We start from the raw sequence: 14358 nt of genomic DNA on the forward strand, positions 1-14358 counted from the left end.
TGCTGTTTTTAGTTGTTTTATGAGAAGTCGCCGGGCTTTGCGCCAGTCCATTTGGCATCTGTGAGTTGTACGATCATAAGCACTGCAGGCTGCTCGCCTATAGTTCCGGACAAATGCCCTTTCCGGCCTTTTTCATCTTCTTTTGTGTTCTGGTCGCCGCCAAACGAAATATCTCCGGGTCCCATCTCCACACGCTGCCCGTCCATTGTCTCCACATACCAGCGCCCCGATAAAGGTATGATCCATTGTGGTTTAGGGTTTTCGTGCCAGGTACCAACCCAGCCGACAGGCAGCTCTGTGAACAGCACCTTAGCGCCGGAAGTAAGCAGGTGATCGTTCCATTGCGGGTCTGCGCCACCGCCTATACTTTCTTTTACGAAGGCAGTGAGGTCGCAGCGGGTCTGGCGGCTTATACCTTTATCATCCGTCCATACGTGCCAGTAGGCGAGAGCCGGTTCGGTACCTTGTTTGCCAGGTGCCACTATACGTCGGATTTGCGATGCCACCCAATCAGGCACTTCCATAGGACTCAGATGGCCGACATTTTTAGTTGAAATTAATGTGGCATCTTTCAATACAGGCAGCACTTCTTTCTGTACCACATCGGCAAGTATAACCGGATCGTCCTGTGAGGCGAGGACCGTAACAGGTGCCTGTAGTCCTGTAAGGTGATCGGCAATGGAGTGGGACATACCCTCTAAAAGCCACCAGCGCCAGGTTTTGGGGTCAGTGGCAAGCTGCGTTTCGATGGCCAGGGTGTGTTGCGCTTTGGTCAGGCTGTGTTTTATGGCATTGGTTATACTTGTTTCCGCTTCCTTCCGGTCGGGGTGATGCAACATGCGTTCTTTTTCTTTTTCAGGCATGGGTTCGATGGTGGGCGGGGAAGGTGCTACCAAAATCAATTGCTGAACAGTTCCTTCGGGAGCATCGGCCGCTACCTGCAAGGCAATTTTACAACCCATCGAATGTCCGATCAATGTATAGCGTTTAACCTCCAACCTATCCAGTTCTTGCCGAACAAAGTCTGCAAAGGCCTGGATGGATGGCGTTTTAAGGGCAGGCGTATCCCCGAAGCCCGGAAGGTTCAAGGCAAGGCAGCGGTAATCATCAGAGAGCCTCTCTGCCACCCATTGCCAGCTCTGAGCCGACCCACCAAAGTAGTGCAGGAACACCAGCGCATCTCCTTTGTTACCCCATTCCAGAACCGAACCCGTGTTAGCCATAAGTTATAGTTTATAAAGTATAGAACAGCCTTGCTTAGCCGAAAGCTGTTGCTACTGCGCCGCCATCCACACGGTAATTACTGCCTGTAATATAGCTGGCCTGCCCGGAGCACAGGAACGCGATAACGGCTGCCACCTCACTGGCACTGCCCCGACGGTCTACCACTATGTTTTCGCGTTTGTTCTTCAAAAACCAGGTGATGGCTTCGTCTTCAGAAGTATGGCGCTTTTCAGCCAGTTCCTTCATCATGGCATCGGTCATGGGGGTGGCCACGTAGGCCGGAGATACACAATTGATCATAATTCCTGCCGGCGAATAGGCTTTGGAGAGGCACTTGGTCAGGTTGATGATACCGGCTTTGCAGGCATTGTAGGGGCTTTCTTCCTCGTAAGGCTGCAGGGCGTTCTCAGAAGCGATCAGCACGATCCGGCCCCAGCCTTTTGCCTGCATCTGCGGGATAAACGCGCGGCAAACGCGCACGGCACCCATCAGGTCTGTATTTATCGTTGTAAACCAGTCCTCGTCGCTGAGGGTCAGGAAATCGCCGGCTGCACCCCGAATACCGGCACAGTTCACCACGATGTCCGCACCACCGAACTTTTCTTTAGCCTGAGCCGCCAGCTGCTGCACTTCCTCAAACCTGGTCAGGTCTGCCGTTAGGGCGAGCACCTGCGCATTTCCTTTTGCCTGCGCGCGCACTTCTTCCGCCGCCTTTTCCAGCTCAGCTTCCGTCTTATCGTTCAGGACGATATTCACGCCCTCGGCTGCCAGCATTTTAGCGGTTGCCAGCCCAATGCCGGAATCAGCGCCTGTAACAACTGCTGTCCGGCCGCTTATATTCAGATCCATAGTTTCATAAATGGGTTATACTTCAATACAACGAGAACTAGTTGCCAGGAGCCGGGCTATACAGTCGGGCGGGCAGGGGCAATACGTTGGCAGGTGGCGAGCAATCATCCGTTACCAATGTGAAAGCATTGGTGGGCTGCATATGACTGGATGATACTGCCCGTATTTGCATAAGAAAAGCGATTGAAATTTAGCTAGATAAAAGGGAGTTTTAGAAGCCTAACTTATTGTTTTACAACTATATTGCCCTAGCCTAAGCTTACGGTTGTTTCAGTAAAATGATTTGAGGCCAAGTTAGCTGAGGCGCTTACAGGCTCTTTTGGTGCTGTAACCGTTGGTGCGCTAAGTATAACATGCGAATGCATACAACAAACAAAACACCAAAGATCCGGAAGGAGTGGCAACCTATTTATCGCTCTGGCAGTGCTACAGCTGAATATCTTCCTTTGAGCAACTTCAAGGTAAACGTGCAGGTATGCTGCGACTTGATGTGCATTTGGAGTAAGTGCTAAACCCGCCAAAACCCAAAGCCATAAACTATCAGAACTATCTAATTAAATTTTGATAAATTATGGTATAAAATAGCGTAAAAAAGACCCTCAGCTAAACCGAGTGGTTTTTGAGTAAACCGAAGGTATGTTGGTTAAAGCCAATAAGGACATTATGGTATTTAGGGCTTAGTACTGCCAGGAAATTAATTGCAAATAAATTAAACTAGATAATGAGTACCAGATCAAGAGACCAACAGAAGAAGCAGCGCCAAAAAGAATTCAAAGAGCGGAAAGAACATCAGGAACTTCTTAAAGGTGCAGCAAAAAAAGCCAAACGCGATTCGCGCAAAAATGATGATGAGATTGATGGGGAGCCCAAAATCGAAGCCTAAGCTCGCCTCTTTCTTTTTCAGGGCGTGCTGTGATTCTTTCCTTTGATGTAGTAGTTTTCCGAGATAATAAGATTGGTGATTTAGCAACTTATCCACCATTTTAAAACCAGACAGGGAATATATTTTCCTATACTATGATGCTAGTTAATTGCTATATGAAGGTGGTAAGTCGAAAGAAAGGGATGGATATAAAACGAAAAGCCGCTCCAGTTTTACCTGAAGCGGACTTTCTTGTGTAGACAGGAGGAATGAATTATCGAACCTTATCCAAAGGGACCTGACTAAATATTAGATTGTTTGCAGGAGAGAAGTTAATCATGAGGTCCTTTCATTTGACTACATAAATTTGCTTTCGCCTACTACAAATCCAACCATTCCTTAAAGTCTGAGGCCTTACTGCTGCTAATGATAACATCATTATCTATGGCAGGCTGTAACAGAAGAGATAGCCTGCCTTTGAAGTAGGGGCGTACCTCCTGCACGGCATCAATATGAACTATAAGCTGCCGGTTTGCCCTGAAAAAGAGAGCAGTATCAAGTTGCACTTCTAACTGATCGAGGGTATAGTTTATGATAAAGCGTTTACCTTGCTTTGTTACCAAAAACACGACGCCTTCCTCTGCCCAGAAATAAGCCACTTCTTCTACAGAGATGACCTTGATCCCTTGGCCCTGCTTCACCAAAAACCTGGATTTTATTTGCTGCTGCGGCTGTTGCGCCTGCAGTAGTTGGTGCAGGTTATTTATATCCAGTGGCAGGGGACGGTGCTGGTTTTCATACTTCTTTAAAGCAATCGCCACATCTTCCGTCTTGATCGGCTTTAGTAAGTAATCGATACTGTTTACTTTAAATGCTTCGATGGCATACTGGTTATAGGCGGTCGTGAAGATGACCGGGCAGCTAACCGCTACCTGCCTGAAAATCTCGAAACTGTTGCCATCTGAAGGTGTATGTCGCAGAAGATCAGGTCAGGGGCCTGGTGCAGGGTAAACCACTCAGCCGCTTCTTCCACAGATCCAAGCTTAGCGAGAATCTCTGTCTGTGGTCGTAGCTTTTTTACAATAGCAGCAAGCGCATCGGCCGCTAGTTGTTCGTCCTCAACTATAACTACTTTCATAGGCGGGCTACATCAAGTAAAGGTAAAGCTACCATAAAAGATCCATCGGTCTGGGCCACTTCTACTTTTTCATCAGTAAAATATTTGTACCTGCTGCTGATGTTCTGCAACCCCACTTTCGTGGATGTTACTTCATCGAGGCGGGGTTGTAAGTTGTTCTCAACTACCAACTTATTATTTTTAACACAGACGGAGATGTGCAGCGGTTTAGTTACTTTAGAGCCGTTGTGTTTAATAGCATTTTCAAGCAGCATCTGCAACGAAGTAGGGGGGAGCTGCAAGTGTAGGTAAGTAGACGGTATTTGTACCTGAAATTGCACGTTGCCGCCAAAGCGGGTCTGCATAAGGTAGATGTAAGCATTTGCCAGTTCCAGTTCCATTTCGAGTGGTACCAGTTGCTTGTCACCACTATCCAACAGTGCCCGGTAAACTTCTGAGAGCTGGTTTAGAAATGTTACTGCTTTGTCCGGATCAATATGGATGAGTGAGTTGAGTACGTTTAAGCTGTTAAAAAGGAAGTGTGGATTTACCTGATTCTTCAATGCTTCAAGTTGTGCTCTGAAATTTTCTTTCTGTAACTTCTCAGCGCGTAAATGTTCTGCCTGTAGCTCCTTCATGTTACGCTCGCGTTCGACAAAGTAATAAAAGAAAAGCGCAGCAACGCTACTGATGACATAGGCCAGGCGTACGCGTTCAGGCAACAGTTCTACTTCTGCATCTGCCACGTAATAAACAAACCTGTAAGGAACATAATAAAGCAGGAAGCAGAGGATAACGCTGCTGGCTACTACTGTGATGCCCTCTAAAACAGCTTTCCAGCCACCTGAAATGCGACTAAGCGGACCTGATATAAAGGCCTTCGAAATAAAGTTGTTCGCTACAAAAATGGCCAGCAGAAAGAAAAAGGCAACTGCCAGTTCTACCAAAACACCTGTGTTAAAGAGCCAGATGGTGCCTAAGTGTACAAACACTAACGCATAGTATAAAAGCAATGTCGTCAGGGCAGCGATGGCAGCCTGTCTCAGAAATGATTTATACTTGATGCGCATTTTATTCAAGTTAGAACTTAAAATTTAGCTGAAGGAAAGGATAAGGTAAACGAATAATTCTTGACCCAAGTAAATCTATTTGCTGTTCAAAAACAAGCTCAGGAATTTAGGATGATAGTATAGTTTGCATCTGCTGAATCCATTTCAGTACCTGATAAGGCTACTTCAACTATAGGGCTTTCCATTTCAGTCAGTCTATTTCCCATTTCATTAGGTCCATGTCCCACTTCATCAGAAACAGGTTTCCATCCTGTATTTGGCGTCACATCTTTGAATCAACTAATTGATTTCAGGACAAATAAAACTTAATGAAAATGAAAAATTTACTACACATCATCATCCTGCTGCTACTTATTTTACCGCAGGCGGGCTTTAGCCAGGCAACTGGTTTTTTAACAGGCGCTGTAAAAGATGAGCAGGGGCTGCCGGTGGGTTTTGCCACTGTGGCACTGTTAAAAGCAGCTGACGCCGCAGTTATTAACGGTACTACCGCAGATGCCGAAGGCAGATTTCAGATCAAATCACCTGTAAAAGGCACCTACTTTCTACGTTTCAATTTTCTGGGGTATGTGCAGTTGGATGCTGCGCCTTTTGAAGTGACCGGCGACAGCTTTGCGAAAGACTTCGGCACCACTACTTTAAAAGAAAATGTGCAGGTACTGCAGGAGGTAGTGGTACAAGGCATGCGCCCTACTGTCGTTGCTTATGCTGATAAAACAGTGGTAAATGTGGATGGCACAGCCATGGCAGGCGGTAGTTCGGCCTATGAAGTATTAGCTAAATCACCGGGCGTGTGGATTGATCAGAATGGGGACCTGAAACTGAATGGCAAAGCAGACGTGAAAGTAATGATCAACAACAAACTTGTTCATATTAACGGTAAGGAGCTGCAGAGCCTGCTTCAAACTATGTCTGGCGAGAACATCAAAGACCTGGAGATCATCACCAATCCATCTGCCAAATATGATGCGGAAGGTGCGTCAGGCATCATCAATATTAACCTGAAGAAGAATAATGACGCAGGTTTAAACGGCAGCCTGCATTCCAGTTACCAATACAACGAACTGAACAGCTATATAGCGGGTGCTGAAGTAAACTATAAAAAAGGACCTTGGAACTCGTTTGCCAGTCTTGATTTTGCCGAGCGTGCCAACCTCAGAACAAACAAAATGAAGCGTACCTTCCGGAACCAGCAAGACAGTAGCCTGGACCAAAACCTGAGAGAAGAAGGAACAAGAGCAGTACCCACCCTTCGGTTAGGCGCTGACGTTGACCTGAACCAGCAACACAGCCTTGGTTTTCTGGCCGATTTATCTGTTTACAACACCGAAAATAATATCAGAACTTTGGCTAAACTGGTCGATGGTAACCCAGAGAATGACGTGCTGATTGATGCCCTGAATAATGGAAAAGCTAATAAGCACAACAGCACCTTAAACCTGCATTATGTGGGTAAATTAGATACGCTAGGCACTACTCTCTCAGCAGACTTGGATTATGTGCGACTCTATAGCCAGGACGATGCCTCGTTTTTGAACCGTTTAGATAGCCTTGGTATACCTGCCGGTGTTTCCATTAACAGGCTGATGTATGACAACCCAAACAACTATGACATCTATGCTGCAAAAGCAGATTTGACAAAAGCTGTAGGCAAAACAGGCAAACTGGAAGTAGGTGCGAAAGCAAGTCACGTGATCTCTGATAATGAACTGAAGTTTTATGAAGAGACCGATGGTAACATGCAACCGGACGCAAAGCGCAGCAACCACTTTATCTATAAAGAGAATATCCTGGCGGTCTATACTTCTTACTCCACTGCCATTGGTCAAAAGCTAAATATACAGGCAGGTCTCCGTGCCGAGCAGACGTTTGCAAAAGGTAATTCGGTTACCATGAATCAAAAATCAAGTAGCGATTATTTTAACCTGTTTCCTACCTTGTTTGTGCAGCATACGGTAAGTGACAACTATCAGGTAAGCTATTCCTACAGCCGCCGGATAGACAGACCACAGTATAGCGCCCTGAACCCTTTCATTTTTTACATCGACCCTTATTCTTGGGTAGTGGGTAATCCAAACTTAAAGCCACAGTACACAAACGCTTTCAGTATGACACAAACTATAAATCAACGCTATAATGTAGTAGTAGGCTATGCGGTGACGAAAGACTTTATAGCCGAAATACCGGTGCAGAATGCCGCTGATAAAACCACCTATTTTCAGCAGCAGAACCTGGAAAGTATGAAAAGCCTTAGCGCAACGCTCATAGCACCAGTACAGGTGTTGCCGGTATGGCAGATCAACAACACCGCCACGTTGCTGCATCAGAAGTTCACAAAAGAACTTGACCTTCAAACACTGGAAAATGAGCAGGTTTCTTTTATGCTACAATCAAACCATACATTGCAACTGCCAAAGGACGTACGTCTCGAAATAAACACTGCCTACCAGGGCCCTGTAGCTTATGGGTTATACCATGTTGATGCTAATTGGGGAGTAGATGCAGGCCTGAAACGTTCTTTTATGAACGATAAGCTGGACGTAAGCATGAGCGTGACAGATATTTTCAAGTCCAGAAGAATGGTAGGAACTATAAATATAGACGGTAATTCAATTATAGCCGATCAGTACAGAGGTACACAAAGCTTTAAGATCAATCTTCGCTACCGTTTCAGCAAGGGCAGTGAGTTTAAGTCAGGTAAGAAAAGTATAAGCCTGGATGAAGTAAACAGAGCGGGTGGTAAATAAGCCATCCCTGTAGTATACCCCCACTGAACTTCTACACACTAAAGCATTAAGTTCTGATTGTGTCCTGAATCATAAGAGGCGCTTGTCCTGGTGGCAGGCGCCTCATTTTTTTATCTACATAAATTACAATTGCACCAAAGCGAAAGGCGCATATATTGCTACGACTGCAAGCGAAAGGAATCATGAGTTTCTAAAAGCAATAGAGGCAGACGAAGTGTTTGATTATCGTAAGGTGAAATTTGCCGATGTGCTCTCTGACTATGATCTAGTATTGGATACCCAAGGTCGCGACACGTTAGACCGGAGTTATGACGTGTTAAAAGCAGGAGGACGCTTGACTATTGCTACGACCACGGCAATACCTGGGAAAAACGAATGTTTATCAATTCGATATCCCCGGAAAAACTTGTGGTTAAAGAAAATAAAGTTCAAGCCACCCAAGTGAAAGAAGTGGCCCCACTAATATGCCTGCTTAACAAGGAGGTAGAGAAAATTATCGAACCAAAAAAAGCCGCTCCATTATATGTGGAGCGGCTTTTTTGCTGTAGTAGCCCGTAGGGGAATCGAACCCCTGTTACCAGAATGAAAATCTGGCGTCCTAACCCCTAGACGAACGGGCCGTTCTGTCTGATTGTGGTGCAAATATAGCGGGTGTTTTTTTATCCGCAATGGGACAGCTGTAAAAAAGTTGGCCCTGGACGTAAAACAGCTGGCTTAGAGCAAAATAATTTTATTTCTCAAAAGAGATTACACTGTATAGCTCTGGTTCCAGGAAAGGCCCGCCCGGGTGCTCTGCTGTGTAGTCGAAGTTGATCCAAAGGTCCTCCCCGGTCTCGTGGAAGTGAATCTTGCCATCTGCCACCTCATCCGGGAAGAGCGTGCGCACGGCATAGCTGATCTTGTCCAGATCATCCACGTGGCCCATTTTCACCTCAGTATACATGTGGTTCTGGGTAATCACGATGCGGGCTTCCCCGCCTATAGCCATCACAGACGAGGCCATCAGGATGGAGTAGTCGTCGCAGTCACCGGCCAGCAGTTGCATGCTCTCGGTTGGGGGCGAGTAGTAATCCATGCCGAGCGGGTCGTTCACGTAGCGCCAGTTCTGGCGTATGTGCTTGAAAAGCGAGAAATAGCGCGTCACTTTCCCGAATTTGCGGTAGTACTCGTCATGGAAGAAACGGGTGGAGTTCTCCACCGCGAAGGCCCGTACCCTGGGGTGGGTAGGCTGCATAGAGCTTTTCACGCGCTGGTTCTGGAAGTAGGTGCCGCGCACCGGCTTAAAGTATGAAACCTTGTGCGGGTTGCTCGTCATGTTCACCAGCATGGCATTGTAATCGTCGTAGATACCCTCAAAGGTCTGGGCCTTAAAGGTGCTGTTGAACGCAAACATGCCAAGTATGCCAATGAACATCAGCACGATCAGCTTGCGGCTATACTTTGTGACCAGCACAGAAACCGCCGCCGCCACCATCAGGCAGAGCATAAAATGCAGTTCGTAGTTCATGTTGCCAAAGGGCTCTACGTAGAAGCTAAGTAATACGGCCATCGGAAACACAATGATGATCTGGATGAACCGCACTGCAAAGTTCAAAAGGTTGTGGTGTAGGAAGTGCGTCATGTTTATCCTTTTTAAAGGTTGGATGCTTCGGGGAAAGAGTAGTTTAGCAGGATCACATTTTATACTCTCTACTGACCTAACGCAAATTCCAGGCCTTTTTACTCCCGCCAGAGCTTAAATTTTCGCCTTTTTTTCGCGGTCTCTTTCCCTTTCAATTCGATTATAGCTTTGTCCGATGTAAAATCATCTGCTAGTCAGTGGTTTATACTTTGTCGGTGTTGTGCTCTGCTTAACTACAGGCAATATACCTCGTCGCTTTATTATAAAACATGACCTATATCATGTGCCTCAACTATCAGCTGTGCTACTGGTACTGAATGTACATCGGGCTAGGCGAAAGCGCCGTTATTTCTTCCGGCGCCATCAGGCGTGAGTTGTTCTTCAGGTCGTTCTTGTAGAAAAGCTTGAACCCCGTGAACTGCACCGGCTCCTTGACGATGTAACGGCGGTAGGTGTCCTTTTTAAGCGCAGGGGAGCCCCAGCCATCCATATGCATGACCACCTGCGTCTCCGGTCTCAGGGTTATATTTTTGTAATTGGTGATCATGCGCTGCGTGAAGCGGTGCACGATGAGCAGTTTAGGCGGAATCTGGTGGGCCTTGACCAAGCCGGCCAGGTAGCCGGTGGCGTAGTTGATGTCCTCCGCATCAAAAGTGCCGATGCTGCGGCCGGGCACGTTGCCGTTCTTCATCGAGAACTCGGCGTCAATGCCCAGGTGCACGTTGGGCAACTTCAGGTATTCCTCCAAATGCGGCAATTCCTCCTGCAGAGTGCTGTGGCCTACCTGCACGTCCAGGAAAACAAGAGCATCACGCTGGCGGGCCAGGTCCAGCACATCGTCTATCATCTTGTGCCTCATGCGCAGCCTGTACTTGCCGCCGGCGCTCGGGTGTCCCTGGGCGGTTACCACAATCACGTGCAGGGCGGGCTGCACCGGTGTCAGCGAGTCGGCTTTGGTCCAGTTGGCTACTTCCTCGTCCAGTTTGGCCAGCATTTCCTCAGGCGGAAGCTCGCCCAAGATGCCCATGCGGGTGGAGAGCAGGTTGCCGTAAAAGGCGATGATGCGCTTGCCGGGAAGTATGGCGCCGGGCAGTGGCTCGGGGCCCGGATAGCTCCACGCAGCAGGTTCTGACACGGCAGGCGCAGCACTGGCAGGGGCCTCCGCCATGGGAGGAGCCGGCGTAGTGGCGGCTGCGTCATTTGCCACGGCTACGGGCACTGCGTTTTGAATGGCGGCACTGGCATCCTGCTCCTGCATGCAGGCGGTGTTGAGGAGCAGCGCCCCAAGTAGGACGGCCCCGGAAGTATAACGAATAAAAGAGGAGGCGGTAATTTTTTTGACAGGGGTTTGGGGTTCAGCAGGGCGTGAGAAGGGGTTCACACGCATCTTTCGGCACAGATTCATCAACTCGTGTATTAAAAGTGTAAGCGTGCCTTAAGTTATACATTTCCTGTGTATTTATACTTGCCCGGTCCATTATTTAGTTTAAACATCGGAGTGGGTGTAGTGGCGCTTCAGCCATTGGCTCAGGCCCGACAGGCCCGGCATTAGTACGCGCTCCGTTATGTTGGCCTGGTCCAGTTTGTCCCGCACTTCCCATTTTAACTCCTTCGGAATGATGACGCGGAAGTATAGATCGGGGTGCTGCTGGAGCCAGTGGCTGAGTTCCGCCTTCACGTCCGACATCATGGAGAAGAGTGCGTACTGGTGCACAATCCTCGCATCCAGCGACGGTGGCTCCAGGAACACCACGTACTCCTCGTCCTGAAAGCTTTTGAGGGCTTTGAACGAGGGAGCCGCCGGTTCCAGCATTTCCGGGGTAAACACATTGGAGCCTTCTTCTTTGAGGGTGTTGCGGAGCGTGGGCGGCAGGTGCTCGCTGGACTTAACATAATTGATGCACCACACGCACCCATCCTGATCATACTGGTCTAAGTCGGCAGTGGCAAAGTGCAGCGCCACGTAAGGGGAGTAGGTCCAATCGAGGAGGCGGGTGGGCAGGCCGTGGTGCTGGGCCACTGCCAGCCAGTTCCAGATCGAGCCGCCGGGGGTGGAGTTGCTGTGGGCATACTTGCGGAAGTTGCGCAGCAGGTGCGGCTCCAGCTCCTCATACTTTGGCCCGATGCGGGTGATGCTCGTGCGCAGGTCAAAGGACTTGCTCCAGGTGCCCCGGTACACATAGGAGGAGCGGAAGCGGTTGATCGTGTCGTCCCAGGTATGATCGAAGAGGGCTGCCTGAAGCTCCGCCCAGTTGTTTACTACTATGTCATGTCCGTGTTGCATAGGCTGTGGAGGATGGTGTTTCATAGGTTTTTTACTGTGGCAGCGCCTGCAGGTTGCAACATGAGGGGGCTGCCGTTCTTAATCCGGTTTATACTTGTCTCGCAGCAAGTCATCCAGCTGCTGGTACGTCAGCAGGATATCGGTGGCCCCAAAAACATACGGACCTACTTCATAGGCATTATAGTATAGCCTGAGTCCCTCCGGAGTAAGGCCCGCTTGCCGTGGCAACGGAAGTGCATTGCCTTCTACAAACAACCCTGCTTCTACTAAGGGCATCCCAACTTCCAAATCTCTTATGCGCCTGAATTCCTGCTCTACCAGCTGCTGCAACTGCACCGTGTCAAGCACCAGGTCGGCCAGGCGTAGTTTTTGGCCGTTGCTGCCAAAGCTTTGCAGGCTGAGGTAGGTATTGGGATGAGCGCCGCCAGCATAAGTAGAGCTGCTGACAGTCAGTGTAGTGACAGCAGACGATTGGTAAGCTGCCATTACCTTCACCTTCAGCCACCAGGCTGCGGAAGCCGGTATTTCTTCCATAGCTATAAGAAAGTCCTCCTGCTGTTTCACAAAGGCCTCAGCCACTCTTGCTGCAGCAAGTTGGTCTGTTGCCGTGGTGTCTGCATCCGGGTTGTTATCTAGTTGCAGGTTCAGGATCTGCTGCCGGACGTATTGGTTTATACTTTGCCGAAGCGCCTCGTTGCCGCCCATGGCTTCCAGGTAGGTGATGGTAGCCTCTGCGCAGGCTTCCGGGCCCTGGCTGCAATAGCTGGACTTCCGGGTTATGGTTTGGGAACGGAAGGAGAGCGGCTGTTCTGCTGTTTGCTCCTGCACATGCGTTCTGGTAGCGGCTTCCTCCCCGGCGCTGGATTGGCAGCCGGTAAGTATGGCGGCGGCGAGTGCCAAAGTATAAAAAGTGGGTTTGAGCATAGGGTGGCGTTTCTGCTCAGGAAATATAGCGATTTACTTTCAATCTACACTTTAAAAAAGCCCCAGTTGCTTGCCCTTGCGCTGGCAAAAGTGGCTGTAGTTGTAGGGTTTCATACTTCGCCCGGCCATGTACTTCTGCATGCTCACCCGGAAAAGCTTGCTAATGAGATCGGCAAATTTTCCCTCACCGCGCATGCGTACCCCGAAGCGGCTGTCGTTCAGCTGGCCGCCGTGGCAGTCGGCAATCTGGCTCAGAACCTTCTGCGCCCGGTCCGGGAAGGCCTGCTGTATCCAATCCTCGAAGATGGGCCCGATGCTGCCGTTAAGCCGCACCATAGTGTAAGCGGCATTGCTCGCGCCGGCATCTGCGGCCGCCTTCACGAGGGCGGGAATCTCAGAATCATTGAGGCCGGGGATGATAGGCGCCGTCATCACATTCACAGGTATGCCCGCGTCGCTCAGCTGGCGCACCACGTCCAGGCGCCTGGACGCTGAGGCAGTGCGCGGCTCCAGTTTCTGCCGCAGCTTCTCGTCCAGGGTGGTGATGCTGATGCTCACGTGCACCAAGTCATACTTGTTGAGTTCCCGCAGCAGGTCCAGGTCACGAAGTATGAGGGCATTTTTGGTGATCATACTGACCGGGTGGCGGTACTGCAGCAACACCTCCAGGATACGGCGCGTGAGTCGCTTTTTGGCCTCAATGGGTTGGTAGCAGTCGGTGTTTCCGGCCAGCATGATCGGCATTACCTGCCAGGCGGGGCTCTCCAGTTGACGGGCCAGTACCTCCGGGGCGTTTTCCTTCACGATGATCTTGCGCTCAAAGTCGAGTCCGGCGCCGTAGCCCCAGTACTGGTGCGAGTTGCGCGCGTAGCAGTACACGCAGCCGTGCTCGCAGCCCTGGTACGGGTTCAGCGAGTAGCCCAGGCCCACATCCGGACTGTCCACTTTGTTCACCACGTTCTTAGGGTACTCCGGCAGGAACTCCGTTTTGGAGTTGCTCAGCATCGGCTCGTCCAGCCCTTCCACGTGCTCGGCCACATACGCCTGCTTGAGGTAAGGGTTCTTTGGGTTATACTGGGCGCCGCGGCCTTTCAGGAAATCATCTGCTTTTATCATTATTTACAAATATGCTAATATAATTAGAAATACTAAATAAATTAGTTATTTGTTGTCTGAAAACACATCCATAGATGTACATTAATCTGTTTGTTCTCCTCTGTTATACTTGCGGTACCATGTTCAACCACCTCTTCCCCTTTCACCCCACCCCTAAGAACAGGGGAGGGAGCTCTGCAGTATCGAATCCAACCACCCCTGCCCCTCCTTGTCCAAGGAGGGGGGCCGTACTTACTACTTCACCTGTCATCTCGAGTACTCTTGAGGCGGGAGCCGAAGAGAGCCAGCGTAGCTGTGAGAAATCTATCAGGAATTTCGAACGAAAGACTTTGTGACTAAGGACAAAAGAGACAAAGTATAAAATCATTTCCACTTATACTTGCTCCGTAGCAAAAGCCGCTGCTATCGAATCTGATCCCAGCCTTTGGGTTGAGCGCCTATGCGAGTTTTTCCGGTGACGAACGCTAGTGAGGCAGCCCGAGGCACGAGGGCAGGAAAAGCTCCCAGCGCGATGCCCGAAGGCGAGGCCTCCCGGCCTTGAGGG

At 49.4% G+C, this 14358-nt stretch carries 13 protein-coding genes and 1 tRNA gene; 3 read left to right on the forward strand and 11 right to left on the reverse strand.

Annotation, left to right across the window (positions count from 1 at the left end; translation table 11 throughout):
* Positions 1 to 17: 17 nt before the first annotated feature.
* Positions 18 to 1223 (reverse strand): alpha/beta fold hydrolase, encoded by a 1206-nt coding sequence (locus A3841_RS19900; RefSeq protein ID WP_083610326.1) that lies wholly within the window; start codon positions 1221 to 1223, stop codon positions 18 to 20.
* Between the two features lie 34 nt (positions 1224 to 1257).
* On the reverse strand, positions 1258 to 2073 hold the full coding sequence (locus A3841_RS12540; RefSeq protein ID WP_073852604.1) for an SDR family NAD(P)-dependent oxidoreductase: 816 nt from the start codon (positions 2071 to 2073) through the stop codon (positions 1258 to 1260).
* Positions 2074 to 2794: 721 nt separating this feature from the next.
* Between A3841_RS12540 and A3841_RS20320 the strand changes: the two genes are divergently transcribed.
* The gene (locus tag A3841_RS20320; RefSeq protein WP_170866188.1) at positions 2795 to 2956 is read left to right on the forward strand and encodes a hypothetical protein; all 162 of its coding nucleotides are present in this window, start codon (positions 2795 to 2797) and stop codon (positions 2954 to 2956) included.
* Positions 2957 to 3315: 359 nt separating this feature from the next.
* Here the strand turns inward: A3841_RS20320 and A3841_RS12550 are convergent, their stop codons facing one another.
* The 3 genes from A3841_RS12550 to A3841_RS12555 form a co-directional block, all read right to left on the reverse strand.
* Entirely contained in the window at positions 3316 to 3756 is a 441-nt protein-coding gene (locus A3841_RS12550; RefSeq protein WP_170866189.1) for a LytR/AlgR family response regulator transcription factor, read from the reverse strand.
* Positions 3757 to 3863: 107 nt separating this feature from the next.
* Complete coding sequence (locus A3841_RS19905; RefSeq protein WP_083610328.1) at positions 3864 to 4073, reverse strand: response regulator; 210 nt, start codon at positions 4071 to 4073, stop codon at positions 3864 to 3866.
* A complete protein-coding gene (locus tag A3841_RS12555; protein ID WP_073852606.1) occupies positions 4070 to 5122 on the reverse strand; it encodes a sensor histidine kinase in 1053 nt (350 codons plus the stop codon). The genes A3841_RS19905 and A3841_RS12555 overlap by 4 nt, the downstream gene beginning before the upstream one ends.
* 314 nt (positions 5123 to 5436) lie before the next feature.
* On the opposite strand from A3841_RS12555, the gene A3841_RS12560 reads away from it, so the two are divergent.
* A complete protein-coding gene (locus A3841_RS12560) occupies positions 5437 to 7869 on the forward strand; it encodes an outer membrane beta-barrel family protein (protein ID WP_073852709.1) in 2433 nt (810 codons plus the stop codon).
* A gap of 82 nt (positions 7870 to 7951) precedes the next feature.
* Positions 7952 to 8314 (forward strand): zinc-binding dehydrogenase, encoded by a 363-nt coding sequence (locus tag A3841_RS20835; RefSeq protein ID WP_073852607.1) that lies wholly within the window; start codon positions 7952 to 7954, stop codon positions 8312 to 8314.
* Between the two features lie 103 nt (positions 8315 to 8417).
* On the opposite strand, the gene A3841_RS12570 is transcribed toward A3841_RS20835, so the two are convergent.
* The 6 genes from A3841_RS12570 to A3841_RS12595 form a co-directional block, all read right to left on the reverse strand.
* Positions 8418 to 8489 (reverse strand) — tRNA-Glu (locus tag A3841_RS12570).
* A 110-nt stretch (positions 8490 to 8599) separates the two neighbouring features.
* Positions 8600 to 9490, reverse strand: a complete 891-nt coding sequence (locus A3841_RS12575) for a transglutaminase domain-containing protein (RefSeq protein ID WP_073852608.1) — start codon at positions 9488 to 9490, stop codon at positions 8600 to 8602.
* Positions 9491 to 9794: 304 nt separating this feature from the next.
* A complete protein-coding gene (locus A3841_RS12580) occupies positions 9795 to 10895 on the reverse strand; it encodes a hypothetical protein (RefSeq protein WP_235861388.1) in 1101 nt (366 codons plus the stop codon).
* Between the two features lie 81 nt (positions 10896 to 10976).
* A complete protein-coding gene (locus A3841_RS12585) occupies positions 10977 to 11774 on the reverse strand; it encodes an FRG domain-containing protein (RefSeq protein WP_073852609.1) in 798 nt (265 codons plus the stop codon).
* 78 nt (positions 11775 to 11852) lie between these two features.
* Complete coding sequence (locus A3841_RS12590; RefSeq protein WP_083610330.1) at positions 11853 to 12698, reverse strand: DUF3298 and DUF4163 domain-containing protein; 846 nt, start codon at positions 12696 to 12698, stop codon at positions 11853 to 11855.
* Between the two features lie 51 nt (positions 12699 to 12749).
* Positions 12750 to 13814, reverse strand: coding sequence for a PA0069 family radical SAM protein (locus A3841_RS12595; RefSeq protein WP_073852611.1), 1065 nt, complete (start codon positions 13812 to 13814; stop codon positions 12750 to 12752).
* Positions 13815 to 14358 lie beyond the last annotated feature (544 nt).

Origin of the sequence: Pontibacter flavimaris, from assembly GCF_001907195.1 — a bacterium.
GTDB lineage: Bacteria > Bacteroidota > Bacteroidia > Cytophagales > Hymenobacteraceae > Pontibacter > Pontibacter flavimaris.